Below are 24,337 nucleotides of genomic sequence, written 5' to 3' on the forward strand. Positions count from 1 at the left end.
GGTGGGAACCGCAGGGCAGCCACCCTCTTGGTTTCTGGGAGTCCATTCCGGCTAATTTCACTCGGTGACCTTCACAACTTTTTCATTACGAAAAGTAATCCGCGTCTCATAGTTAACCGTTTGCCGCGAATTGTTTATACCGTTTATCCGCTTTTCAGACCGAGAATGTATCGAGCCCAGGTTAAATCTATGCGGATTTTTGGTGCACAATATGCTTATGGCGAACACTGATACCAAGGCAGCAAACAAGGGCTTCCTTGACTCTTACTTCAAGATCTCAGAGCGTGGTTCGACCGTGGGCCGTGAAGTCCGCGGTGGTCTCGTCACGTTCTTCGCGATGTGCTACATCATCGTCCTCAACCCACTTATCCTCGGCTTCACCCCCGACTCCACCGGCGCCTTCCTCGGCGCCGAGCTGGCAACGGGTGACCCAACGATCCCAGGTGCAGGTATCCCGCTCATCGCGGCAGCAACCTCCCTCATCGCAGCGATCATGTCGATCGCCATGGGTGCCGTAGCAAACTACCCAATCGCAATCGCTGCTGGTCTGGGAATCAACGCACTCGTTGCGTACACCATCGTCAAGATGCCAGGCATGACCTGGGCAGACGGCATGGGCCTCATCGTCCTCGAGGGTCTCGTCATTCTGATCCTCGTGCTCACCGGCTTCCGTCAGGCTGTCTTCCGTGCAGTTCCTGCGGGCCTCAAGACTGCCATCTCCGTTGGTATCGGTCTCTTCATCGCATTCATCGGTCTGGTCAACGCAGGTTTCGTCACCGTTCCTGCAATGTTCGACTACGTACCTGGCGCCCAGCCTGGAACCCCGGTTCAACTTGGTTCGGCAGGATCCGTCGACTCGTGGCCACTCCTCGTGTTCGTTCTCGGCCTCGCATCGATCGTTCTTCTCACCGCCCGCAAGATCAAGGGTGCAATGCTCTGGTCGATCCTCGGTGGAACCATCGTTGCGATCATCGTTGAGCAGGTGGCTACGCTCGGCGGCAAGTCCCCTGAGAACCCTAAGGGCTGGAACCTGAACGTTCCGTCGATTCCTGACTCGTTCGTTTCGGTACCTAACTTCTCCCTCATCGGACACTTCTCGCTGTTCGGTGCCATTGGGAAGATCGGAATCGTCGCGGTTCTACTCCTTGTGTTCTCCCTCCTGCTGGCCGACTTCTTCGACACCATGGGCACCATGGTTGCTGTGGGTGCTGAGGCTGACCTCCTGGATGACGAGGGAAACCCACCTAACACGACCGCGATCCTCGTGGTTGACTCCCTTGCGGCTGTTGCCGGTGGTGCTGGTTCCGTCTCCTCGAACACTGCGTTCATCGAGTCTGCATCCGGTGTTGGTGAAGGTGCACGTACGGGTCTGGCATCCATCGTTACTGGTACTGCCTTCCTTCTCGCTACCTTCCTCTCACCACTCGTGGCAATGGTTCCTTACGAGGCTGCAACTCCTGCGCTCGTGTTCGTTGGTTTCCTCATGATGACCCAGGTTGCCGGCATTAAGTGGAACGACTTCGAGATCGCTCTTCCAGCGTTCCTCACCATCGTTCTCATGCCTTTCACCTACTCGATCACCGACGGTATCGGCGCAGGCTTCCTGTTCTGGACCCTCATCAAGATCGTTAAGGGCAAGAGCAAGCAGGTCCACCCACTCATGTGGATCGTTGCGCTCATGTTCGTGGTCTACTTTGTCCTTGGACCTATTAAGGCGTTCCTGAGCATCTGATTCATTCAGTAGCCCAAATAGACGCTCATCGGAGGGGGCTCGCGTGCACTGCACGCGAGCCCCCTCCCGTTTTTCAGGCCGGCTCTTTACACCTCGGCCATCTCCTCGTGGGACTGGCCACAGTTTGCCGCAAATGCACCGGAGGTTCACCTTTACCTCCCTCGTGTTGAAGTTCGCTCACGTAGGATGGATCGCGTGGTTAGGCAAACGATGTACCGGCTTTCGAATACCCTGCATGAGTATGACTGGGGCTCGCGCGAGGCGATCTTTTCCAAGTTTGGCTGGGAGGAGACTGGGCGCCCCGGCGCTGAGTTGTGGTTGGGTGCGCACCCACTGTCCCCGAGCTCCGCTCGGTCGCTGGAACTCGTTGGCCCTACGTGGCGGGACTTCCATCTCGCCTCTGAGACTATCGACGATTCTGCTGGCGTCTCGCTGATCTCGCTCATTAAGTCGGACCCTCTGTTCATGCTGGGGGAGGCCGTTGAGGAGGCCTTCGGCCCGCGCCTTCCATATCTGCTGAAGATCTTGGCCGCCAACGCGCCGCTTTCGCTGCAGGTGCACCCTAAGCCCCACATTGCTCGCGCGGGGTTTGCGCGCGAGAACGCGAGCGGGCTGGACATCCACTCGCCGGAACGAAACTACAGGGATGACCAGCACAAGCCCGAGATGATCCTCGCGCTGACGCCTTTTGAGGGATTGGCGGGCTTCCGCCGCCCGGCCAGGGTGCTCGACCTACTAGATTCGGTCGTCGGCGAGACCGCTGGCTCCATGAGGGCGGTACTCCAGTCCGCTCCGAATGCAACGGGTGTCCGTGCGGCGCTCGAGATGGCCCTTGCGCTGCGGGGCACCAACTGCGAGGCAGAGCTTTCGGAGACGCGCGATTCGATAGCCAAGATCGTGGCCGAGCGCGAAGCCTTGGGCGAGCGGGTTTCGCGTGGGCATTACACGGCCCTCGATCTCTTTGCGCGCTACCCGAGCGACCCGGGCGCGCTTGTTTCCCTCCTGCTCAACCGCTTCTCGCTGGAGCCCGGCCAAGCCGTGTACCTCGAGTCCGGTCAGATCCATGCCTACCTGCACGGCCTCGGTGTCGAGGTTATGGCGAGTTCGGACAACGTCTTGCGCGCAGGTCTCACGCCCAAGCGGGTGGACATCCCGGAGCTTCTGCACTGCACTGACTTTGCCCCAGCGCCCGCATCGCGCCCGACTCTCCGCACGGGAACCGGAGGGCTGACGGAGTACCGTCCCGGAATCGATGAGTTCGCTCTCCTGTACGGACGTGTCTCGGGTTCCGCTCTCATCACGCACAACGGCCCCCGCGTTCTTGTCGCGCTCAGCGGTTTGGTGCACGTCACCTCTGCGCTGGGCTCGCTCGGCGTGGTCAACCAGGGGCAGTCGGTGTTCATCCCGCACGGTGTGGGTAACATCGCCCTCCACGGCGACTGCGAGGCTGTCGTTGCGTTCGTGCCGTAGCCGCGTGCTCCTCGAACCTCCCAGGCGCGGTGGCCGGAGCGCAAGGGCGCTAGAGAACTGAATGATCGGGGTCGGATCCAGCTGCTGGGTCCGGCCCCGATCGTCGTTAATCAGTGGGTGAAATGGTGCGCAGGCGCCACATTGTGGCCTAGGACAAGTCGTTACACTATTTAATTACTTTAGGTAATGAGTTAAAGTAATTAGGTGACGCAAGCAAATCTCCTAAGGCCCGCGGACGTGGCCGGGGAGATCCGAGTCGCGGCGAACCGGCTGGTCAGAAGACTGCGGTCGGAGCGTGGCGAGGCGGATCTGCCCGAGCACCAGTTCATCGTTCTGACAGCAATCAAGAAGTTCGGCCCCATGACTCCTGGCGCCCTCGCGGACCTCGAGGGGGTGCGCCCACCATCGATGACCCGCACCGTCAACGCGCTGACGGAAATGGGATTCGTGGTGAAGACCGGGAGCGATGAGGACAAACGCCAGGTGCGTGTTGAACTCACCGCGCTGGGTCTTGCCGAGATCAAGGAAACGCGCCGCCGCCGCGACGCGTGGCTCACCAAGAAGCTGAGCAAGCTGAGCCACGAAGACCGTGCGACACTCGCTGAGGCGAGTGAAATCATCAAGTCCATAGCTGGGCAGTGATTATGGGTCAGACTTTCGCATCTCTCAAATACTTCAACTACAGGATCTGGTTTGCCGCCGCTCTCGTGGCAAATGTTGGAACCTGGATGCAGCGAGTCGCCCAAGACTGGCTCGTGCTCAACCACCTGACGGACAACTCCGGAACAGCCGTGGGAATCGTAACGGGCCTGCAGTTCCTGCCGGTCCTGTTCCTCTCCACGTATGCTGGCGTGATCGCGGACCGCGTGGACCGGCGCAAGCTCCTCATGGTCACGCAGGGCCTCATGGGTATCCTCGCCCTCGCGCTAGGAATCATGACCCTGACCGGGGTCGTGGAGTTGTGGCATGTGTACGTGTTCGCATTCCTGCTCGGTTGTGTCGCCGCGTTCGACAACCCGGCGCGACAGGTATTTGTCTCCCAGATGGTCCCCGCCGACAAACTTGCCAATGCGGTCGGCCTGAACTCTGCGTCCTTCAACGCCGCCCGCCTCGTAGGCCCTGGAATCGCGGGCCTGCTGATTGCCTGGGTCGGCACCGGCTGGGCCTTTGCAATTAACGGAGTCTCGTTCGCTGCCACGATCGCAGCGATGGCCTTCATGCGGGTGGGCGAGCTGCGCTCTTACCCCAAGGCGCCCAGGGAGAAGGGCCAGATCCGCGAGGGCGTGCTCTACGTGCGCAACCGCAGCGACATCGTGGTCATCATGATCGTGGTGTGCGTGGTTTCCACTCTGGGTCTCAACTTCCAGCTCACCTCGGCGCTCATGGCCACAACAGTGTTTGGCAAGGGGGCGGGGGAGTACGGGCTGCTCGGTTCAATCCTTGCAATCGGATCGCTCACGGGTGCGCTCATGGCGGCTAGGCGCAAGCGTCCGCGCGTGCGCCTCGTGGTCACCTCCGCATTTGCCTTTGGCATCTTCTCCGGACTGCTCGCCCTCATGCCGACCTACCCGCTGTACGCGCTCATGTCGATTCCTGTGGGGTTCTTCTCCCTTACCCTCATGACCGCGGCCAACGCTGCAATCCAAACCTCGGTTGAACCAGAGATGCGCGGTCGCGTCATGGCGCTCTACCTCATCGTGTTCACCGGAGCGACCCCGATCGGTAGCCCGTTTGTGGGTTGGATTGGTGAGCAGTTGGGTGCGCGCTGGAGCATCGGGATCGGCTCGATTACGGCGATCATCGTTGCAGTGTGGGCAGCGATGTGGACGCGGAAGCACTGGAACTACCAGGTCGACTACGACCTGTGGCACAGGCCCCGAATCTCCATCAGCTACGTTGCCGACGAGTCTGGTGCCGTCAAGGCCAAGACCACCGTTGAGGATGGCGAGGAGCTGACCGAGAAGCAGCGTAAGGAAGTCGCGGACCGGTTGAAGGTCCAGGGAATGCAGGACTCCAAGCAGGCCAGTTAACCGCTCACGCACAAGAGGCTGGGTCGTAGTTCATTTGTACTGAACTACGACCCAGCCTCTTGTGCGTTGGGATCGGAGGCTGCGCCGCCTCCTATTTACTTAGAATTTTCGACGATGTAGTCGATTGCCTTGGTCAGGGCCAGTACGTCCTGGGGATCGACCGAGGGGAACATTGCGATGCGCAACTGGTTCCGGTTGAGGCTGCGGTACGGGTCAACGTCCACAACGCCGTTAGCGCGGAGAACCGCGGAGACGGCGGAGGCGTCCACGGAGTCGTCGAAGTCGATGGTCCCAACAACCAGCGAGCGGCTCGCGGGGTCGGCCACGAATGGGCTTGTGTAGCCGGTAGCCTCTGCCCACTCGTACAGGTGCCTTGCGGAGGTTGCAGTGCGCTCGGCTGCCCATGCAAGCCCACCCTGCCCGTTCATCCAGTTGAGTTGCTCGGCGAGCATGATCAGGGTTGCGATGGCGGGGGTGTTGTACGTCTGGTTGAGGCGTGAGTTCTTTACTGCTGTCTGCAGGTTGAGGAAGTCAGGGATCCATCGACCGGAGCCTGCGATCTCCTCGATGCGGGCGATGGCCGCGGGGGACATGATCGCGATCCACAGGCCGCCGTCCGAGGAGAACGACTTCTGCGGGGCAAAGTAGTAGACGTCCGTCTCTGCAATGTCGACTGCAAGGCCACCCCCGCCCGACGTGGCGTCGATGACGATGAGCGCGCCGTCAGCCTCAGATCCCTCAATGCGCTCGACCGGGGCAATCGCACCGGTGGAGGTTTCGTTGTGGGGCCACGCGTAGAGGTCAGCGCCTGGGACGTACTCAGGGATGCCGGCCGTGCCCGGAGCAAGGTGTGTGATCACCGAAGGCCTCAGGAACGGGGCTTTGTCCGTGGCCTTGGCAAACTTGGCGCCAAACTCACCGAACTCGGAGTGGACGGCCTGTTCCCGAACGAGGCAGAAGGCGGCTGCGTCCCAGAAAGCGGTGGATCCGCCGTTGCCTAGGACGACCTCGTAGCCCTCGGGGATCGAGAAGAACTGAGCAATGCCCTCCTGGACCTCCTTGACGAGGTTCTTGACGGGTGCCTTGCGGTGAGACGTGCCAAGCAGCTCGCGCCCGCGATGCAAGTGCGTCGATCTGTTCGGAGCGGACCTTGGCTGGGCCTGAACCGAAGCGTCCGTCGATAGGGAGGATGTTTTTGGGGATGGTGAGCGTTGCATCAATCACGGTTGTGATTTTACCGGTAATTCCGGCGTTCCTGAGCGCGTGCCCACGATGTAATTTGTCGGTGGGACGTGGCATGCTTGTACGGAACCGTCGACCCTGGCTTTGGAGGCAGATGTGAGCGATCTGATCGACACCACTGAAATGTACTTGAGGACCATCTACGAGCTTGCGGAAGAAGGCATCGTCCCCCTTCGCGCACGTATCGCAGAGCGGCTGGGGCACTCGGGTCCAACGGTTTCGCAGACGGTCGCACGCATGGAACGAGACGGACTTCTTGTGGTGAGCGGTGACCGTCACCTTGAGCTCACACATGAGGGCCAGGCCAAGGCAATGAGGGTCATGCGTAAGCACCGCCTTGCCGAGCGTCTCCTGACCGATGTCATTGGGCTCGACTGGGAATTCGTCCACGACGAGGCCTGCCGGTGGGAGCACGTCATGAGCGACCGCGTGGAAAAGCGTATTCTCACTTTGCTCAACCACCCCACTGCCTCCCCATATGGAAACCCGATTCCCGGCCTCACCGAGATTGGGGGCGAGCAGGAAGCCGTTGAGTTTCTCGACGGCGTTGAATGCCTCCAGGTCGTGGGTTCGGAATTGGGTACTGACGTGCGCACGGTGCGAGTGGAGCGACTCGGCGAGCCTCTCCAAACTGACATCGAACTTTTGGCACGTTTGGCCGAGGGCGGCGTCATGCCAGGGGTGGAGCTTGAAGTAAGCGCTCTAGACCCCACGACCGTCTCGGTGTCTCGCCCGGGTGCCGAGATTGTGCTCGACTTGCCCGAAGAGGTAACACGCCACATTTTCGTGGCCAAGTAGATTTGCGGCCCGTCTACTAGCGGGAACGCGAAAAGCCCGTGATGCGTGGGGACTCCAATCCACTCTCGAGTCCCAAAACGCGGCCCCTGAGGGGTGACAGTCACGGCATCAGCCTGTAGAGTGACATTGCTTCCCTGAGACAATGTATTCAAGGAAGTGTTCACACAGAACGCCAAACCCTGTCACTGTGTGAAGCCTGGACCGAAAGAATGACAGGGGCGGGGGAACCACCTTTGGTTGTAAGGTCAACCTTGGGGTGAAGTCCTTCGATAGCTCACGCTATGAGGGGCCGAGTACACTCTCCACTCGAACCCGACAGCTTACTTCGCCGGCGTATGGAGAAAACTGTGTCTAATGCCGTTTACCGTGCGCGCCACCGCGAGCAGCGTAGTGCGCTAGCACCTCTTGCCTCGATGGCAACCTCAGCAACCTCGAACGTTGCACTTGCGGGCCGTCGCTCCGCAGTCGTTGCACTGTCCTCGGGCCTTGTTGTTGGTATTGCTGGCGTCGCCCCAGCATCCGCTGATGAACTTCCTACCTCGGCTGGAAAGATCGACGCCGCAGCGTTCACCGCTACGGACTCGAACTCCCGCTCCCCACTGACCGCTAATGCCGTCCTGACCATCTCCGCCAACGCAGAGTGGGCCAAGGAATCCGGCAAGATCAAGGTCACCCCAGCTCCAAAGCCTGTAGTACGCGAACTCCCTGTTGCGGCTTCCCGCACCTCCGAGCGCGCTCCACTGACGTCAAACGGTGGCGGATCGACAGCAACAGCTGCGAAGCCGCAGGCAGCGGTCCCATCATCGGTGAACGGAAACGCAGTTCTTGAGATTGCTTCCCGCTACGTCGGTGTTCCGTACGTCTACGGCGGATCGACTCCAAGCGGATTCGACTGCTCTGGATTCACCTCGTACGTTTACGCACAGCTCGGTGTATCGCTTCCACGCTCCTCGAGTGCACAGCGTTACGCAGGAACCGTAGTTTCCCGCTCCGAGGCTAAGCCAGGTGACCTCATCTGGACTCCAGGCCACATTGCAATCTACGCAGGCGGAAACCAGCAGATCGACGCACCTCGTCCAGGCAAGACGATCCAGTTCCGCAACATCTGGCAGTCCAACCCAACCTTCATCCGTGTTGGCTGATTCGTAGAACAGACTTTCTTGGAGAGCGTCCCCTCGGGGGCGCTCTCCTTTTTGTTGCCCAGTTCATGGCAGAAATGGTCGATGGCCTGCGAGTGGACGGAAAGCGTTCACACAGTAAGCGGGGTCACAAAACGGTCTGGAACAGGGTAAGGTTTCAGTAAGGGTTTTCCTAGTGCATTGCAAAATGCAGCACTCAAGGAGGAAGTCATGACGGAACAACACTCCATCCTCGTCGGCGTTGACGGCTCGCTAGCCTCACTCCACGCCCTCGACTGGGCAATTGCTCTGGCCAAGAGAAACGAATCGCGAATAACGCTCGCCTGCTCCTACTCGCTGCCAACCTTTGCTGCCGCCTCACTCGACGGAGGTTATGCAGCTTTGGACGACTCGACTATCCAAGAGGGAGCCCGCCTCGTCCTTGAGAACGCGGCTGCGCGCGTCAAGGAAGCAGGCGTGCCCGTCAACGCCCAGATCGCCTCGGGTGACCCCGCAGGGGCCCTCGTGGAGTTGTCCAAGGACCACCACCTAGCGGTTGTGGGCACGCGCGGACGATCGGGCTTCACGGAGCGACTCCTCGGCACGGTGTCCTCAGCACTTCCCGCCCATGCCAAGTGCCCTGTTGTTGTGGTGCCTGGGCGTGGACTCAAAGACAACCAGCCGCTGCCCGAGATCAAACCCGTTGGCAGGGTCATCGTGGGTGTAGATGGCTCATCGTCCGCCCAGGGCGCTCTGCACACCGCCGTACGGTACGCACAGATCTGGGGCGCCGAGATCGTTGCAGTCGCCGGTGTTCCGGTGACCAGCGGATCCGGTGTCTTGTCGTGGCTACCCTCCACGATCGATCACGAACAAGTGCTCAAGGATGTGGCTATTGGGCTCGACATGATCATTGACGCGGTCGAGGAAGAGAACCCCGGGCTCAAGATTCGCCGCATGGTTCTCGACGGCACAGGCGCGGAACTCCTCACTGAGTTCAGCCAGGCCGCCGATCTGCTGGTCGTGGGCTCGAGAGGACGCGGCGGGTTCGCCGGACTTCTCCTCGGCTCCACTAGCCAAGCCGTCTTGCACCACTCCAAGTGCCCCGTGCTCGTGGTGAACAAGAAGTGCGAGGGCGGCAGGGACTTCATTCGAGAAGCCGCAGACGGCGAGTATGGCGACAAGGGCTCAGCACCCAAGTCCAACGACAAATAGCACTTGAGAGCTCCTTCGTAAGCTCGAAAGGCAACACTCAGGTCAAAAGCAAGCGGGTGGCCCGCCTCCTCGAGGCGGGCCACCCGCTTGTGCTCAACTGACTCTTAGCGGTCCGCAACCTGCGGCGGAATGTCCGGGGAATCGTCGGAAATGGGTTGGGACTCAATCACGGACGTCAGAGGCGACGCAAACGAGGCTGGAGCGGCGCCAAAGGCGCGCGTGGTCTGGTGAATGACGGTGTGGGCGAGGGCTCGGCCACCCACAATTCCCACGACCGCGCCGATGCCAAACGGGATCACACGGCCCATAGCAACGCCGCCGTGCTTGACCAGCTGACGCTTGATGAACCGGGAGGACAGCACCGAGTTGACCTGTTTGATCGTGGACTTCGGCATCGCGGTCAGCAGGGTCTTGCCCCATGCGGCACTTGGCCGCGCGCCCAGGGAAGCCACAGTCTTGGCGCCCGAGTCACCCAGAACTGAGGCGAGCAGGAGCGCTGTGCGCCGCTCGACATCCTGGGTTTCCAGGCCATGCACCTCGGCAACGGCGAGGGAGTAGGCGGAAGCGGCGGCGAAGAAGGCTGCGAGGTCCGCGCTTGTCAGAACGAGCGCCGTGGTGGTGCCCACGCCCGGAAGAGCTGCAGACGCGCCAACAGCACCACCCGAACCCTGCAAGAACAGCTTGAACTCGGAGGACAGAATGTCCACGATCTGCTCGGGCGTAGCGGTGGGGTTCTTGCGGCGCAACGAGTCGACGTGCGCCTTGATTGTGGCGGAGGGGATGGTCGTCGCCTTGCGGAGCGCCGAGTCGAGCAGCGCCTGAGGGGACAAAGATTTGAGGGACGACGTCATGATTGCTCCCATTCGTCGCGAATACATGCCACTGCGAGACTACACGTGCCCCGGCAAAAGCGCTCCTGCCTTCGCAGTATTTTCATCGAACGCGCAAATAAACTAGTCAAACGCGTAACTATGGAATATTGTTAACATCCACGTTGTTGGACGAAGTGTTGCTAGGATCGCTCGAGACCGACCACAGTCGAGTCACAGCAAACCTGGAGTCGCCACGGGATCAGTCGGAAGATGCCGTAGCGAGTGGAAACACCACGACAAATGTCAACGGCAAGTAACCGCCCATTCACTCGCCGATAACGTGCACACCGTACAGTGCTGAAGTGAGCCCCTCGCGTGGAAGCGAACCACGGGCCACCCAAGACAACACCGTACGACTCTGCGTCCACCGCCAGAGAACACACCGAGCAGCGCCAACTGCACCGCGCACCAGCGCGAACCATTCCGCATGGTTGCAGTAAGGAACGCGCTCGACACAACAAAATACGTACCGCTGCAGGCCCTAACTGGCCGCCGCGGACACCAATGAGAAAGGAGCAATCATGACTGTATTGCTGCAACGACCAGTACTGGTCGACGAATTCGGAATCGAGCACCGCTATGGGTGCGAGATGCCTGGAACTACCCGCGAACTGGGTCGTAACCAGGGATTCATGATTCGTCGTTGCACCGAATGTGGTGCAACCCGAGTCAACAACGCTCGCTAGCGTGGTGAGTACGCGAAGTACTCAAGACTCTGCGCACGCGCACGAGGGCCTGTGACGAGAAATCTCGTCACAGGCCCTCTCTGTATGTGCAGAGTGCTTACTGTCAGGAGTACTGACGGTTAGGGAGACCGCTGGCCGTGGGATCGTGCCGCCATCTGCGGTGCTCGTCTACCAGCGTTGTGCGCCTAAGCGTCAGTCCTCAGGCAGTACGAGCGTGATAGGTGCGCCGGCCTCAATTGTGCGTCCAACTGTGCACTGGGAGTCAACGGTGCGCTCGAGGAGGCCTAGGAGCCTCTCACGGGCCTCTGGCTCGAGAGTCGAGAGGTCCACCACGATCTTTTCTTCGAGGGACTCGTACCGGTTCTCCTCCTGGTGCTTTACGCCCGAGACCTGAACCTGTCCTTGGTAGTCCTCCCCAACGCGCCGCGCGATTGCACGGTCCGTGACAAGGCCGGAGCAGGCTGCCGCAGCAACCTTGAGGAGTTCGCCCGGCGTCCACGCGCCTTCAACGCCGGCACCCGCAAACTTGACGGTAGCGCCGCGGTCGTTGTGGCCCACGTACTCCCTCGGGCCTACGCGCTCAACCCACAGGGCATCGGCGGGTGCGGTTTCTGGGGTAAGGAATTCTTGAGGCATGGAGCCATTATTTCACGGCGCAACTGCGCAGGCGGTGAAGGTTCGACATGCGAATGCGTGTTAAGCCGGTGCCCCGGCGGGGTGGAGAACATTCACTTGTGAATCCACCTCGAGTCGGACGAATTTGGAATGGATCTGGGGCAAGGTAGCAACTATGACTTCTCGCCGCCTCCAAGCAATCGGTCTCCTCGTCCTCTGGGTTGCCGTTGCTGTCCTTGGATACCTCTACTTTTGGGACAAGAACCCGGAACGCAGACTCAACGCCGTTATTTCTGAGCAGGACGCCGAGACCCTCGGAGAGTCGTTCATGAAGGAGGCGCGCCCGCTCGTTGAACAGGCCATCGCGCAGGAACCTATCTCCGGAACTCTGCCAACAAACCTTGCGGGTGTCACTATTTCAGCGGGAGCACTGGAATCGTTCAACCAAGCGCTCAAAAACTTGGCGGACAGCAAAGAAGGCATTTATGCGTATCACAGCTACGACGAGAACGGCGAGCCTGATAGTAGCATCACACTGAAAGTTGCGGACAACTCTTGGGCCTCGGCAAACATTTATCGTTCGCTCAACCACGAAGCTAAGGCATTAGTGAACATCGACCAGCCCTTCGTGCTGCTCAGGTCCACGGCTGTATCCCCAGAGCGAATCGAATCTGCGCTGCAGGGAGAGCTCACGCTCTCTGACGATGGCAAGAGCATTGTGCGGATCGACATGTGGGGTTACTAGTACCAGGTTGCTCCGGTTTTGGGTGGCGCCCCTTAGGGCGGTATTCTAGGTGTGGTCCTCGACCAGGCGTTCGTAGCTCAGGGGATAGAGCACCGCTCTCCTAAAGCGGGTGTCGGCAGTTCGAATCTGCCCGAGCGCACAACAAGAAGCCGCAGTCTCACGCTTGTGAGGCTGCGGTTTTGTTGTCTGCACGCAAGGCTGGGAGGGATGGTACGGGGATCGGTCGAGCGGGCGGATCCGCCGCATGTTCCAATGGGCTGTGGAACGGTGGAAAACCACTCAGGAATCCGGGAATTCCTCGAGCGGGTGAACATTACTTTGCGGCTGTGAACCGCGTAGGTTACGCCCAGTTCGCTATATCTACGCAGGTAAAGCGCTTGAATGGGGAGAACTGCCCACCTGTGGCGTCCAGCACAGCGACTCCCAGAGCATCTTTAGTTTTCGCAGGTCAGTGGATTTTTCGCATGAATATGCATGACGGTGCAAAAACTGCCGATTGACGAATACCTACCGCTCGGGCAGTATTTTGAGTGTCAGTGCGAGCCGCCTGCCCCCTGCGCGGCTCGCACTGATCTTTTTATGCCCGCAATCAGGCGAGTACCTCCCTGTGGTCTCGGGCCCTTTCTCCTGCGCGCAGTCTGCGTCCGTACGCGAGCCCAGACAGGTTCGGTGGTCCTGGCCTGCAACGATGCACAGTGCGGAACAAACCCGCGCCTGAGCGTGGCCTGCGGCATGTGAAAAACCGCCAGAAACCGCGAGAAGTTGCAGAAAACTCGGCGCGGCAGAGTGATTCTCCGCCCTATCGCGGATAACGTGAAAATCGGATTTTCTATGTGCTCAGTTGGCAAGGGGGAGTTCTCCACGCACGCTGAGCGGGCACAGCACGATGAAAGGGACGCGCGAGATGGTGGACGCACCGAACAGCACATCCTCAACTGCAAGGGCAGGCATGAACGCCCCTGCGGTGAGTGGCGGGAACGCTCTCGACCCCAAGGCCACCGCGCCGGGCGAACAGCACGCCGTGAAGCCGGCCGGGCCGACCCTTGCACGCCCACGCACTTCGGCTGAGCTCGTCGCCGACGCAGTCATGGACTGGCGCCGTACCCTTGTCTCGCTTGCGGGCGACTCCTCTCTGGCGGACGTATCTCTCCTCGGGGACGCGGTTCTTGATCTGACCGCGGCGCACCCTTCGGGCATCGCGCAGCTCTTTGCCGGACGTCCCACCAAGCTCACTAACATCTTCCGGGAGCCGGCCTCCTTGCCCGTCGCGCGCCGCCGCACGCGTGCAGTCGCGCAGCGCTCACAGGACCAGTCCGAACGCTTTGGCATTGCTCCGACCTACCTCGCCATCGGCGTCGCCACGTGGACCGAGGACGACCTACCTGACGCAACGGTTAACGATGTTGCCGCTCTTGCCCGCGCCACGGGGACCCCGAACCCACACGGCCAGGTATCGGGCGCAGAGGGAGCCAGCGGCGGCGCGGCAAAGTCCCGCGTGGTTAAGGCTCCGGTCTTGCTGCGTCCAATCTCAATTGGCTCGCGCGGCCAGGACACAGACTTCGAACTGAGCCTTGAGCCCAGCGCAGAGGTCAACCCTGTCCTTGCCCGGGCACTGCGCTCGCGCGGCGCGCTGCTCGACCCCGTCGCGCTCGCACGCGGCGCGTTCACAGGCTCTGGCTTCGACCCGTCCACGGCTCTTGACCGCATTAACTCGCTCGGGCAGGCCGTGCTTCCCGATTTCTCCATGTCAGACAAGCTCCTGGTGGGGACGTTCATCCACCCGGGCCAGGCCCTCGTGGACGACCTTGACGACCTGAACGTGGGGCTGGAACGACACGAAATTGTGGCTGCTCTCGCTGGTGATGAGCGCGCCGCGGCGCGCCTCGCCGTGGAGCTTCCGCCCACGACCACGGGTGATCACGACCCCAACATGGAACGCGGCGTTGGTGACCTTGACGTCACCGGCCGTGCTGCACTCGACGCCTTGGCCACCGGTGCGCACATCTTCATCGACGCGCCGATTGGTGCCGACGCCACGGGCGTAGCCGCAGCCATTGTTGCGGAGGCCGCGGCGATTGGCCGCAACGTCCTCTACGTTCCCGGCCACAGGCGCGCCGCGCTTGACCTCACCTCTCGGCTCCGCTCGATGGGCCTCGAGGATCTGCTCCTCGACGTTGTGCCGAGCCCGAACTGGCGCACGATCGTCTCACGGCGACTGCTTTCCGCCATGACGCTTGAGAACACACCACTGGACACGCGCTCTATCGCGGACAACAGGGCGGCGCTTAAGGAGACTCGGGACCACCTGAGCCGCATGGTCGATGGAATGCACCAGTCGCGGGCCCCGTGGAACATCTCCGCCTACGATGCCCTCCAAGCGCTGGCACGGTTGACTTCGGAACGCCCCGCACCATCCACCTCGGTGCGGTTCGATCAAGACACGCTGCTTCGAGTTGCCTCGGGACGCCGAGAGCAAATCAGCGCAGATCTCGCCCGGATCGCCGAGCTCGAGGGCTTCACCCTTCGCCCGGCGGGCACCCCATGGTTCGGCGCGGACCTCGCGAGCGACGAGGCGGCACAGGCCGCTCTCGCGCGCGTGAACCAACTCCTCGATGGACCGCTCGCGACGATGCGAAAGCAGATCGCGCGGGTCAGCGAGGAGACGGGCCTGACCCCGCCCACCACCACGGCGCAGTGGGGCGAGCTGCTCGAGATGCTCGCTGGCATGCGTACCACCCTCAACGACTTCCAGCCGATGGTGTTCGAGCGTGCGGCAGATGATCTGGTTGCGGCGACCGCGACCCGCCACTGGCGTGCCGAGCACGGCGTGGAGATGACCACTGTTCAACGCCGACGGCTGGTCAAGCGCGCCAAGGACATGGTGCGTCCTGGTCAGCGTGTGCAAGACCTGCACTCCGCGCTGCTCAAGATCCGTGCGCAGCGCGAGGTGTGGGCGCTCCACAGCCCCGCTGGCGGCTGGCCTCGGCTCCCAAGCGGCTTTGGCGAGATCGAGGGAACCCACGAGGACGTCCTAGTTGCGCTGCGGGAACTCTCACCCGCGCTGGCTACGACTCCGCTTGGTGGAGACCTCGAGAACTCCGACATCACCGAGCTCGAAGAGCGTCTCAAGCGCCTGCGGGACGACTCCGCCGCGCTCGTGAGCCTGCCCGAGCGTACACGCCTCATTCGGGGGCTCAAGCAGCTTGGTCTGGCCGAACTACTCAAGGACTTCACGCACCGCCGGATCGATCCAATCCTCATGGATGCCGAGCTCGACCTGGCTTGGTGGGCTTCCGTGTTCGAGCAACTCCTGGCTGCGGATCCGTACCTTGCGGGAATCGATGGCTCCAGCTTTGAGCAGTACGCCGCGCGCTTCCGCCAGTTGGATAGGTCGCACGTGGATTCGCTGGCGCTCCCCATCAAGGTTGCTACGATCAACCAGTCGCAGGCAGTGCTGCAGAACTTCCGCGAGCAGGGTGAAGGCCTCTTTGGCATGCTTCTGGAGGAGCGGCTGACCTCGGTGCGTGCCGCGTTTGAGGAGTACGGCGATGTCATGCGCAAACTGCGCCCGTGCATCGTGGCGACTCCCACGATGGTGCCGCACCTGCTCCCTGCGCACCGCACCGTGGACCTCGTGATCCTGGACGCAGTCCAGCACCTTCCGGTCGAGTCTCTGCTCTCCGCGATCGCCCGTGGTCGTCAGGTCGTTGTCATTGGCGATCCTCGCTGCGCGGCGGGTGGCGCTGTTGCCCAGCTCAGTGAGATCCTGCCCAACGTTGGCCTCGCCGGTGACGCTTTGCGCCGCGATGCGGGTCTCACACGCTTCCTCATGAAGCACGGTTACGCAGGCGTGCTGGCGCCGATTCCGCTGCCTGCTGCCACCAACAGCGTGTCGTTTGAGCAGGTGTACGGAACGGGCATGCCCGACCCTGTGACAGGCGCGGTTCTGTCCACGCAGGTCGAGACCGACCGTGTGGTCGACCTTGCCATCACACACGCGCTTGACCACCCGGACGAGTCGCTCGCGATCATCGCGGGCTCCCAGCTCCACGCCGACCGTATCCGTGAGGCGATCTTGGTTCAGGTGCGCGACAACCACGCGCTGCACGCGTTCTTTGACCCGCGCCGGATCGAGCCCGTGGTCATCTCAGACTTGCGCGGCGTTGCCGGCCTCAACCGCGATGCCGTCATCTTCTCGCTGGGCTTTGGCCGCACCCCGCACGGGCGCACGCTTCATCGGTTCGGCGATATCTCCGAGCCGCACGGCTCCTCGCTCCTGCTCAACGCCCTGGGTGTAACGCGCCGTCGCCTCACGCTTGTTGCGTGCTTTGGCGCGGATGATTTGGACGTCCAGCGCCTCCGGTCCGAGGGGGCTCGCATGCTTGGCTCGCTCCTCGACTTTGCTGCGGGAGGTCCCGGTGACCCGATCCCTGCCCCGCAGGAGAAGAGCGCCGCTGAGGCGGCTCGTGCACTCACGGGCATTTTGACCGGTCAGGTCGAGTCTGCGCCTGTGGCGCAGGAACAGATTTCCGACGATAGTGCGGCCCAGTCCGCCACCTCGCCTTCTTCTGCACCCGAGTTGGTGGGGGAGAACACCCTCGAGGGCGGAGCGTCGGATGGGGCGCCAGCGGACGCACAGCCTGGCATGCCACAGGCCGAAACAAGCGAGGTCATCGCGCCCGATGACACGTACTCGGCGGTCTCCCACGCGAACGACGCAGAGGGCGAGTCCACCGACGTTGTGTCTGACGAGACCGATGCAACCCACGCGACGGGAACCGAGCCAGATCGTCTGCTCGTAGATCTCGCGGATAGGCTGTGGAAGTTCGGGCTATCCGTGGAGACGAACTACGGGTTCGAGGGTTCGGAGCGCATTCCGCTGGTTGCTGGTCACCCGGACTACCCGGGTGAGTACTTCGTTGCAGTCCTGACCGACGACCTGGCCTACGTCAACCAGCCTTCACTCCGCGCCCGTGACCGCCACCGGGCGGAACGGCTTGAGAAGCTCGGCTGGAATGTTGTAACCCTGTGGTCTGTAGCCTTGTTCCTCGACCCAGAGGCACAGGCGAACAAGGTACGGGAGGCGGTATTCCGCGTTGAGGCGCAGCGCAATGTGGCCAACATCGCGGCGACCGGCACGCTCCCCGTGATTACGAGCGACGTCACGCAGAGCGTGCTTCTCGCCGAGCAGGGTGCGGACCTCTCCCAGTCGGACGATGATCTGCTCCGCGAGGACGCGTCGATTGTACTGGCGGGCGGGGGAACCCAGCCGTCGCTCTTCGCGCAGGATGAGCGCGGCGCACGACCGGATGTCCCGTTTGGCCTGCCCATGAGCGCCTACGGTGACAACCAGCTCGAGGAACTCGTGGCGTGGGTTGTCTCCGATGGTGTGCAACGTGACGAAGAAGAGATCGCAGCTGTGGTTCGTGAAGAGCTAGGAATCAAGCGCCGGTCTCACCGCGTGGACTCGGCGATCTCGCATGCGATTAGGCGGACCCTTGGACACTGAACCTGCCAACCACCAGGAACCCCACCTGGAGCCCGAGCCTACACCCGATGAGGGGTCAACCGAACGCCCGGATGAGGGCGCGTACTCCGAGCAGACTGCCGCCCCTGTGCGCAAGAAGCACAGGCGGGTGGTGCGCAAGGGCAAGGAGCGCGAGGTCATCTTTGGTGTCACCAACGATGAGATCGAACTGACGAATCGCCCGAGCAGCACCGGGCCGCGCGACCCGAACAGCAATGACGAGCGGTTACTGCGTGACGTGCCGCCACACTGGGGCCGTCGCTAGGACGAGCCGGGCATGCCGCCCATCGCGCGATCGACGTACCTGTCACGCACTCTGCTAGATGCGGCGAGGGCCGGAACACTCAGTGTTCCGGCCCTCGCCGCTATCAACGCTGGACTGCGTGACCAGTCTGCATACCAATCAGTTGGTGCGCTGCGCCTTGAGGAGGTCGCGGATCTCCTGGAGTAGGAGGACGTCCTCGGCAGGTGCGTCAGGTTCCTCGATCTGGCCACTCTTGCGCATCTCGTGGACCTTGTTCAGCGGCAGGACGATGCAGAAGTACAGGGCCGCTGCGATGGCGAGGAACGAGATGATGTCCGTGAGGATCGCACCAAACTTGAACTGCGCGCCGTTGATCGTGAGGATCAAAGCCTGGGAGAAGTCGGGCTCGCCAAAAACGGTTGCGATGAGAGGGCTCATGAAGTTGTCTACGAGCGAGGTCACGATCTTGGAGAATGCACCACCGATGACCACACCGACTGCGAGGTCAATGACGCTTCCGCGTAGAACAAATTCTTTGAATCCGTCAAGGATCGATTTCATGGGCTGGAAGCTCCTTGTGTGAAATGGGCGCTGGGCGTCCATGAACTAGTGGACTATCGCCGCCATGAATGTGCCATCCCAGTCGCGTGCGCGAGCCAGTTTCTGCGCTTCGAGGGGCGATACTGCAATTAGAACCGTACTTGACCCATCCCCGTTTTTCTCGGCAGCAGAAGGCTGTGTCCACTGACTTTGGTCCACGATTTCACCTTTGTCAGTCCCATGCGGGAGAACCACGTAGGCGCGCTCGGCAACGGGTTTGGACGACTCTGCGCCCGAGGAAGCCGCAGGTGAAAGCAGGTTCAGTAGACTGCCCCTCCGCACGAAGGCGAGTATTTCAGGGTTCGAAATTTTGACGGAGGTCAGGACCTTGCCAGTGGGGACAAGTCCCTCACCCACTCCCTCAGTCAGGGCGGAGAGTGGAAGGGGCGAGCCCTCCTCCAGGTCGACCAGGGCGATGAGCCCGACGGCGTCTGCAGGTTCCCGCGCCAACCAAGACCCGGGGGAAAACCCAGTGGGCCGACCGGACTCCGCTGCCGAATCGGGCTGGTCGAGCCGGACTTCCCACGTTGCTGGAACCGCGGCCACGTCGTCAGCGCCGATCACGCGCCCTGGGGAGATCTTCGTTGTGGTCACGAGCACGGTGTCGAGCCCGCCTACACCGCCGGCGGACTGGCCCGTGGCACCCCCTGTTGCTATGACGATGACAACCACCAAAAGCAGAGCGGGGCGCCGGAAGCGCCACAGCGCAAACCTCACGCGGGTCTGCAGGGAGAAGCCGGGTTTCACGTGTGAAAACCTGGCTGCCGAGCGACGGAACTGAGTGCCAAGGTGGTTGCTGTCTGGATCGCGGGAAGGAAATGTGGAAAAGGGCATACCTCAGGGTGGGGCACCTGCACCACGCACCGACTACGGACTGAGGAAGAAAGCGCTACGAGAGTGGATCGTCGTGAATCAGTAAAGGCTGGGGAAAACGCGTGGGCCCGTATTCCAAAGGAATACGGGCCCACGCGGCGTATGTGGTCGGACTACTTAGACGAGCTAGACGCCGAGTCTGTGCGGTAGAAACCAGCACCCTTGAAGGTCACTGCCGGAGTGGAGAAGACCTTACGCAGGAGGCCGTCACACTCGGGGCACACAGTGAGTGCGGACTCAGAGAACGACTGGTGAATATCGAAAGCGTGGCCACAGACCGTGCAACGGTATGAATACGTGGGCACAAGTTCTCCCTCTACTTGGCGATGACATCAGGCAACCGGCGTTGGCACTCAGTTGCCCCGAGTGCCAATCATAGTCCTTCGGACGGGAGCATTCGCCAACTTGTGGTGGTTGCCACTGCATCGATGGGGAGGTCGTGGTCCTCACGCGGCAACTGGTGCGAGGTCGCGGGATAGAACTCCTCGGGAAAGATCACGCCAATCGTCAAGGCGTCCTCGCGGGCGTGCAGAAGCGCGCGGTCATACCAGCCGCCGCCCTGCCCGAGGCGAGTACCGGTGGAGTCGATCGCGAGCGCTGGAACGATGATGGCATCCGCAGCTGACAGCGCCTCCGGGCCAAGCGTAGGGGAGGACGGCTCCGACGGTCGGCCAGGAGCACGCTGCTGGAGATCCTCCACGCTGATGAACTCCGCCCAGTCGCGCTGAAGTCCAGCGCCCAGAACCGGAAGCAGGACCGTCTTGCCCAGTGCCTTCAGGTACTCCAAGAGGGCGTATGTTGATGGCTCGTTTGCGCGGGAGGTGTAGGCCGCGACAACGCGTGCCTCCTTCACCGCTGGGATCGTCAAGACGGTGGTTGCTATGTCCTGACCCGCTTCTTTGCGGAGACGTTCACTGCGCTGCGCCCGGGTCTCGCGGATCGCAGCCCGCAGGGCCGACTTGAGGTCTTCAATTTCGCTGAACTCTTCCACAGGGAAGGGCTGGTTTTTGCCACTCATAGTTAAAAGTATCTCAAAGAAATTGCCATGGTGTGGTCGAAAACTAGTCTGTGACGTCAAAGGTCCGCGAAGAGCGCGGCAATCTGGTTTAGCCTGAGTTGGCACGGGCACCCGTCCCGCCCCACACCCTCGCAAGCATTAGGTCGGCATGAAATCCGTTCAGCAACAACTGGCAAGTGTTCTCTCGATGGTCAGTCAGGTGCCACCCCTCGAAGTGGTCCTCACCGATGCGGCAGGTTGCATTCTCGCCGCAGACATCGTGGTCACGGAGAACGTGCCGCCCCGGGCAATCGCCGCCTGTGACGGATACGCAGTCCGCAGCCAGGACACGCAGGGTGCCACACGTGCCGCCCCCGCAACACTTCCCGTTGCGCACGCTGTGGCCGATCAGACCGCAGAGCCCTTCCGGATCGTCGATTTCCAGACCATCAGGGTTTCATCCGGTGTACCTCTACCCATTGGGGCGGACGCAATCGTTCCGCTCTCACAGACGGACCGAGGGCTCGCGCGCGTTAACGTGTTCGCCGGCGTGGTTCCGGGGGAGAACGTCTACCAGGCAGGATCGGACGTGCCACAGGGCGCGACCGCGCTGGAAGCTGGAACGCGACTTGGCGCGCGCCAGCTCGCGCTCGCGGCCAGCCTCGGATTCCAGCGCATCAAGGTGCACCCCGCGCCGCGCGTGGTGATTGTCCCCGTTGGCGATGAGCTGGTCCAGCCGGGCTCCAACAAGCCTGGGGTGTTTGACGCGAACGGCCCGTCACTGCGCACCGCGGTCCGGGACGTTGGTGCAGTGGCAATCCAGGTCCACCCGGTCACAGATTCCAACGCCGAACTGCGGGAGGCGCTCGAGGACCAGCTCGTCCGCGCGGACGTCATCATTACTACCGGCGGGCTCTCTGAGGGAGAGGGCGATACCCTGCGTGACGTCCTCAGCCCACTCGGTGAGGTCCGGTTCGACCACGTGGCGATGCACCCGGGCATGAACCAGGGCTACGGGATGCTTGCGAGCGGAGGTTTTATCGAGGAAGACGGCAGGATGATTCCGCTCTACGCGCTTCCCGGCCAGCCGGCCGCGGCCCAGATCGGCTTTGAGGTATTCGTTCGACCCATGCTCCGCGCGATGGCCGGATACTCGGACCTCTACAGGGCGTCGATTCCCGCCACCTCCACGCAGCGCTGGAACTCGCCTTCTGGAGTGCGCCAGTTCATCCCCGTGCAGGTGACGGGCAGCCCCGACGAGGGATACCAGTTCTTTGCCACATCCGATCCCGCGCAGTCCCAGACGCTCACCATGGGTGCGCTCGCCAACGCGAACGCCCTGGCAGTGGTCCCCGAGGACGTCACGGAGGTCTCCATCGGATCCTCCTTGCACTGCTTGATCCTTGACGACTAAGTTGTGCTGAAGTGAGGTCTGTGGTGCTGCTGAGGTTATGCCTCTCGGCACAACGAGGAGGGAGGTCCCATGTTCGGTGCGTCGCACTGGCCAGTCACGCTGCGTGAAGACGCGTGGGAAGAGCCGCCGTTTGGGACCCTGATCCTGAGACCACTCAAACGTTCCGACGCGGATGCGTGGACCAGGGTGCGCCGGGAAAATCGGGAATGGCTCGCGCCCTGGGACGCAACTCTTCCGCTGGTTGCGGGGGAGCCGCGCCCTGCGGGAACAACCTACTCCCAGTACATTTCCGCACTAGGTCGCGCGGCGCGTTCGGGCGAGGGCTACATGTTTGCCATGTTCCTAGATGGGGAATTCTGCGGCCAGATCTCGCTGGGGAGCATCTCGATGGGCTCTCTGCGCTCAGGTGTGATTGGTTACTGGGTCTCGCGTTCGGTTGCGGGACGCGGTGTCACCCCAACCGCCGTGGCAATGGTCCTTGACTATGCGTTCCAGGTACTCCGGCTCCACCGGGTCGAGATCAACATCCGCCCCGAGAACGGGCCGAGCCTCCGGGTTGTTGAAAAGCTGGGCATACGGTACGAGGGCCTGCGCAAGGGATACCTCCACATCAATGGAGAATGGGCGGACCACAGATCCTTTGCGATAACCCAGGAAGAAGTCGGCGACGGCATCATGGCACGCTGGCGCTCGCGATAGGTAGCTACATCCGATTGGCCACCCTTGTCCAGGTTTCAGCATGGGGAGTTTGCGCAGGTAGATGGGTAGTTGCCAAGGGTGAACTGCTTACACTAATGTCATTTGGTTTGGCGACACACCGAAAAACATCCCCTTTTCGCAGATAGTGCTGGCATAACGTCATGATTGTGAACTCACCCGTAGCCATTGGCATTCTTGCGATTGTCGGGCTGTGGGTTGCCTTTCTCGTGCCGAACACGCTTCGGCGCCGCCAGTATATGAAGGATTCTCGGGCCGAAGACCGGTTCTCGGGAGAACTTCGAGTGCTTGCAGTGTGCACGGACGATTCCTCGGGCAAGGCATCTTCACAACGAAGCGAACCTTCCAGTTCCTCGGCGATTCTTACTCCGCCGCTGGGAATGGAAAGTAGGCCACAGCTTACCGCCAGGCAAGGAGGAACGATGTCAGGTAGCACCATGAGCCCCGCACGCCGTGCCTTGCTCGCCGAACGCGCCGCTGCCGCACGCCGCCGAGCCATCCTGACCCTTGGCCTGATCACCGCAACGATCATCCTGCTTGTTGTTGGGCTGTCCACTGCCATGAGCGCTGCGTGGGCACTTATACCTGCCACGCTGACGGGAACCGTCATGGTGCTGGGTCGCCGGGCCGTGATCGCACAGGAGCGGGCTGACGCTGCACGCGCTGAACGCGCAGCGCGCCGGAACTATCCGCAGCGGGAAATGACCCCCACCGAACGCCGACTCGCAGGTCGTCCAGTACCTGCCGTCCGCACGGGCGAGCAGCGCACCATCAGCGAGGACATCTCAACCACGGTGATCTCGCGCGTTGAGGCCTCGATGTTTGCCAAGAAGCACGTCACCGGCCGGCCAGTAGCCAAGGACGTCCAGCAAGGTACCGCCCGCCCAAATGCGCCGGTTCGTGCACGCGCATCGGTGTCCAAGCCGTCGGCTGCCTCCACTATCTCTGCGCTCTCACCGGCAACTGAAGCAACACCTGCGGTTCCTTCCGCGGCCGCCACAGCCACCACGGCCTCACCGGCTATGGCTGCCGGCGCGCAGTCACCTGCACGCGCTTGGACGTCGACTCCGGTGCCCCCACCTGTGTACGCGGCTAAGGCCGCTGCGCCACGCTGGGAGCCTGCGGGCATCACAACTGAGCTTCAGCAGATCACCAAGGCCCGCATGGAACAGATCGCACGGGAGTCCGCCGCTCGCGGTGAGCAGGACCTATCCGACGACGCCGCTCCAGCGGTCTCCGAGCAGACCCCGGACTCACTGGGAGTCTCGCTGAACTCGGTCCTCGCACGCCGTCGCGCGGTCTGACTCCGTCCCTGCATTCCAGCGCCGGCATTCGGCACTGAGTTCCAGCACTCCCAAGCATTCCGCCCAGCGCCGCGCTCGGGACTGCTCCCCAGCCTCGACCTAGTTGATCCATATCCAATGTCGGCGTAACCCCCTAGG

At 61.9% G+C, this 24,337-nt stretch carries 20 protein-coding genes, 1 tRNA gene, 1 pseudogene and 1 riboswitch; of the genes and pseudogenes, 15 read left to right on the plus strand and 7 right to left on the minus strand.

What is annotated here, in order from left to right; genetic code table 11:
* Positions 1–217: 217 nt before the first annotated feature.
* The 4 genes from HGSM_RS11580 to HGSM_RS11595 all read left to right on the plus strand — a co-directional run bounded on the left by HGSM_RS11580 (position 218) and on the right by HGSM_RS11595 (position 5,232).
* Positions 218–1,732, plus strand: a complete 1,515-nt coding sequence (locus tag HGSM_RS11580; protein WP_040595133.1) for an NCS2 family permease — start codon at positions 218–220, stop codon at positions 1,730–1,732.
* A 186-nt stretch (positions 1,733–1,918) separates the two neighbouring features.
* The gene (gene manA, locus HGSM_RS11585; protein WP_230197543.1) at positions 1,919–3,202 is read left to right on the plus strand and encodes a mannose-6-phosphate isomerase, class I; all 1,284 of its coding nucleotides are present in this window, start codon (positions 1,919–1,921) and stop codon (positions 3,200–3,202) included.
* Positions 3,203–3,406: 204 nt separating this feature from the next.
* Positions 3,407–3,844 carry a MarR family winged helix-turn-helix transcriptional regulator gene (locus tag HGSM_RS11590; RefSeq protein WP_019148935.1) on the plus strand — a complete coding sequence of 146 codons (438 nt, stop codon included), beginning with the start codon at positions 3,407–3,409 and terminating at the stop codon, positions 3,842–3,844.
* Between the two features lie 2 nt (positions 3,845–3,846).
* Positions 3,847–5,232 carry an MFS transporter gene (locus HGSM_RS11595; protein ID WP_040595134.1) on the plus strand — a complete coding sequence of 462 codons (1,386 nt, stop codon included), beginning with the start codon at positions 3,847–3,849 and terminating at the stop codon, positions 5,230–5,232.
* A gap of 95 nt (positions 5,233–5,327) precedes the next feature.
* Here HGSM_RS11595 and serC read toward each other — a convergent pair.
* Positions 5,328–6,456, minus strand: a pseudogene (gene serC / locus HGSM_RS11600) (phosphoserine transaminase).
* A 114-nt stretch (positions 6,457–6,570) separates the two neighbouring features.
* Between serC and HGSM_RS11605 the strand changes: the two are divergent.
* From HGSM_RS11605 to HGSM_RS11615, 3 genes are all read left to right on the plus strand, one after another.
* Positions 6,571–7,272: a metal-dependent transcriptional regulator gene (locus HGSM_RS11605; protein WP_019148938.1), complete on the plus strand. Its 702-nt coding sequence runs from the start codon at positions 6,571–6,573 to the stop codon at positions 7,270–7,272.
* Between the two features lie 183 nt (positions 7,273–7,455).
* Positions 7,456–7,620: riboswitch (cyclic di-AMP (ydaO/yuaA leader) on the plus strand.
* Positions 7,620–8,414 carry a C40 family peptidase gene (locus HGSM_RS11610; protein WP_019148939.1) on the plus strand — a complete coding sequence of 265 codons (795 nt, stop codon included), beginning with the start codon at positions 7,620–7,622 and terminating at the stop codon, positions 8,412–8,414. (Overlaps the previous riboswitch by 1 nt.)
* 207 nt (positions 8,415–8,621) lie before the next feature.
* On the plus strand, positions 8,622–9,605 hold the full coding sequence (locus HGSM_RS11615; RefSeq protein ID WP_019148940.1) for a universal stress protein: 984 nt from the start codon (positions 8,622–8,624) through the stop codon (positions 9,603–9,605).
* 104 nt (positions 9,606–9,709) lie between these two features.
* Here HGSM_RS11615 and HGSM_RS11620 read toward each other — a convergent pair whose 3' ends face one another.
* A complete protein-coding gene (locus HGSM_RS11620) occupies positions 9,710–10,456 on the minus strand; it encodes a hypothetical protein (protein ID WP_051009884.1) in 747 nt (248 codons plus the stop codon).
* Positions 10,457–10,998: 542 nt separating this feature from the next.
* Here HGSM_RS11620 and HGSM_RS14485 point away from each other — a divergent pair.
* Entirely contained in the window at positions 10,999–11,163 is a 165-nt protein-coding gene (locus HGSM_RS14485; RefSeq protein ID WP_154646338.1) for a hypothetical protein, read from the plus strand.
* A gap of 192 nt (positions 11,164–11,355) precedes the next feature.
* Here the strand turns inward: HGSM_RS14485 and HGSM_RS11625 are convergent, their stop codons facing one another.
* Positions 11,356–11,799, minus strand: a complete 444-nt coding sequence (locus HGSM_RS11625; protein ID WP_019148942.1) for an OsmC family protein — start codon at positions 11,797–11,799, stop codon at positions 11,356–11,358.
* A 154-nt stretch (positions 11,800–11,953) separates the two neighbouring features.
* On the opposite strand from HGSM_RS11625, the gene HGSM_RS11630 reads away from it, so the two are divergent.
* From HGSM_RS11630 to HGSM_RS11645, 4 genes are all read left to right on the plus strand, one after another.
* Positions 11,954–12,523: a hypothetical protein gene (locus HGSM_RS11630; protein ID WP_019148943.1), complete on the plus strand. Its 570-nt coding sequence runs from the start codon at positions 11,954–11,956 to the stop codon at positions 12,521–12,523.
* Positions 12,524–12,589: 66 nt separating this feature from the next.
* Positions 12,590–12,662 (plus strand) — tRNA-Arg (locus tag HGSM_RS11635).
* Positions 12,663–13,472: 810 nt separating this feature from the next.
* Positions 13,473–18,032: a hypothetical protein gene (locus HGSM_RS14875; RefSeq protein ID WP_019148945.1), complete on the plus strand. Its 4,560-nt coding sequence runs from the start codon at positions 13,473–13,475 to the stop codon at positions 18,030–18,032.
* Complete coding sequence (locus HGSM_RS11645; protein WP_019148946.1) at positions 18,022–18,315, plus strand: hypothetical protein; 294 nt, start codon at positions 18,022–18,024, stop codon at positions 18,313–18,315. The genes HGSM_RS14875 and HGSM_RS11645 overlap by 11 nt, the downstream gene beginning before the upstream one ends.
* A gap of 138 nt (positions 18,316–18,453) precedes the next feature.
* Here the strand turns inward: HGSM_RS11645 and mscL are convergent, their stop codons facing one another.
* From mscL to HGSM_RS11665, 4 genes are all read right to left on the minus strand, one after another.
* Positions 18,454–18,855 carry a large conductance mechanosensitive channel protein MscL gene (gene mscL, locus HGSM_RS11650; protein WP_019148947.1) on the minus strand — a complete coding sequence of 134 codons (402 nt, stop codon included), beginning with the start codon at positions 18,853–18,855 and terminating at the stop codon, positions 18,454–18,456.
* A 45-nt stretch (positions 18,856–18,900) separates the two neighbouring features.
* Positions 18,901–19,641, minus strand: coding sequence for an SAF domain-containing protein (locus HGSM_RS11655; protein ID WP_154646339.1), 741 nt, complete (start codon positions 19,639–19,641; stop codon positions 18,901–18,903).
* Positions 19,642–19,880: 239 nt separating this feature from the next.
* The gene (locus HGSM_RS14210) at positions 19,881–20,072 is read right to left on the minus strand and encodes an FmdB family zinc ribbon protein (protein ID WP_040595136.1); all 192 of its coding nucleotides are present in this window, start codon (positions 20,070–20,072) and stop codon (positions 19,881–19,883) included.
* 68 nt (positions 20,073–20,140) lie between these two features.
* On the minus strand, positions 20,141–20,785 hold the full coding sequence (locus tag HGSM_RS11665; RefSeq protein ID WP_019148949.1) for a 5-formyltetrahydrofolate cyclo-ligase: 645 nt from the start codon (positions 20,783–20,785) through the stop codon (positions 20,141–20,143).
* A 148-nt stretch (positions 20,786–20,933) separates the two neighbouring features.
* On the opposite strand from HGSM_RS11665, the gene HGSM_RS11670 reads away from it, so the two are divergent.
* The 3 genes from HGSM_RS11670 to HGSM_RS11680 all read left to right on the plus strand — a co-directional run bounded on the left by HGSM_RS11670 (position 20,934) and on the right by HGSM_RS11680 (position 24,199).
* A complete protein-coding gene (locus HGSM_RS11670) occupies positions 20,934–22,178 on the plus strand; it encodes a molybdopterin molybdotransferase MoeA (RefSeq protein ID WP_040595137.1) in 1,245 nt (414 codons plus the stop codon).
* Between the two features lie 69 nt (positions 22,179–22,247).
* Positions 22,248–22,877, plus strand: coding sequence for a GNAT family N-acetyltransferase (locus tag HGSM_RS11675; RefSeq protein ID WP_019148951.1), 630 nt, complete (start codon positions 22,248–22,250; stop codon positions 22,875–22,877).
* 440 nt (positions 22,878–23,317) lie between these two features.
* Positions 23,318–24,199 (plus strand): hypothetical protein, encoded by an 882-nt coding sequence (locus tag HGSM_RS11680; RefSeq protein ID WP_019148952.1) that lies wholly within the window; start codon positions 23,318–23,320, stop codon positions 24,197–24,199.
* Positions 24,200–24,337 lie beyond the last annotated feature (138 nt).

Source organism: Timonella senegalensis JC301, assembly GCF_000312125.1.
GTDB lineage: Bacteria > Actinomycetota > Actinomycetes > Actinomycetales > Cellulomonadaceae > Timonella > Timonella senegalensis.

Coding starts and splice junctions, on each gene's coding strand:
- HGSM_RS11580 (WP_040595133.1), top strand. CDS start 218: ATGGCGAACACTGATACCAAGGCAGCAAACAAGGGCTTCCTTGACTCT.
- manA (WP_230197543.1), top strand. CDS start 1,919: ATGGATCGCGTGGTTAGGCAAACGATGTACCGGCTTTCGAATACCCTG.
- HGSM_RS11595 (WP_040595134.1), top strand. CDS start 3,847: ATGGGTCAGACTTTCGCATCTCTCAAATACTTCAACTACAGGATCTGG.
- HGSM_RS11615 (WP_019148940.1), top strand. CDS start 8,622: ATGACGGAACAACACTCCATCCTCGTCGGCGTTGACGGCTCGCTAGCC.
- HGSM_RS11620 (WP_051009884.1), bottom strand. CDS start 10,456: ATGACGTCGTCCCTCAAATCTTTGTCCCCTCAGGCGCTGCTCGACTCG.
- HGSM_RS14485 (WP_154646338.1), top strand. CDS start 10,999: ATGACTGTATTGCTGCAACGACCAGTACTGGTCGACGAATTCGGAATC.
- HGSM_RS11625 (WP_019148942.1), bottom strand. CDS start 11,799: ATGCCTCAAGAATTCCTTACCCCAGAAACCGCACCCGCCGATGCCCTG.
- HGSM_RS11630 (WP_019148943.1), top strand. CDS start 11,954: ATGACTTCTCGCCGCCTCCAAGCAATCGGTCTCCTCGTCCTCTGGGTT.
- HGSM_RS14875 (WP_019148945.1), top strand. CDS start 13,473: ATGAACGCCCCTGCGGTGAGTGGCGGGAACGCTCTCGACCCCAAGGCC.
- mscL (WP_019148947.1), bottom strand. CDS start 18,855: ATGAAATCGATCCTTGACGGATTCAAAGAATTTGTTCTACGCGGAAGC.
- HGSM_RS11665 (WP_019148949.1), bottom strand. CDS start 20,785: ATGAGTGGCAAAAACCAGCCCTTCCCTGTGGAAGAGTTCAGCGAAATT.
- HGSM_RS11670 (WP_040595137.1), top strand. CDS start 20,934: ATGAAATCCGTTCAGCAACAACTGGCAAGTGTTCTCTCGATGGTCAGT.
- HGSM_RS11675 (WP_019148951.1), top strand. CDS start 22,248: ATGTTCGGTGCGTCGCACTGGCCAGTCACGCTGCGTGAAGACGCGTGG.
- HGSM_RS11680 (WP_019148952.1), top strand. CDS start 23,318: ATGTCAGGTAGCACCATGAGCCCCGCACGCCGTGCCTTGCTCGCCGAA.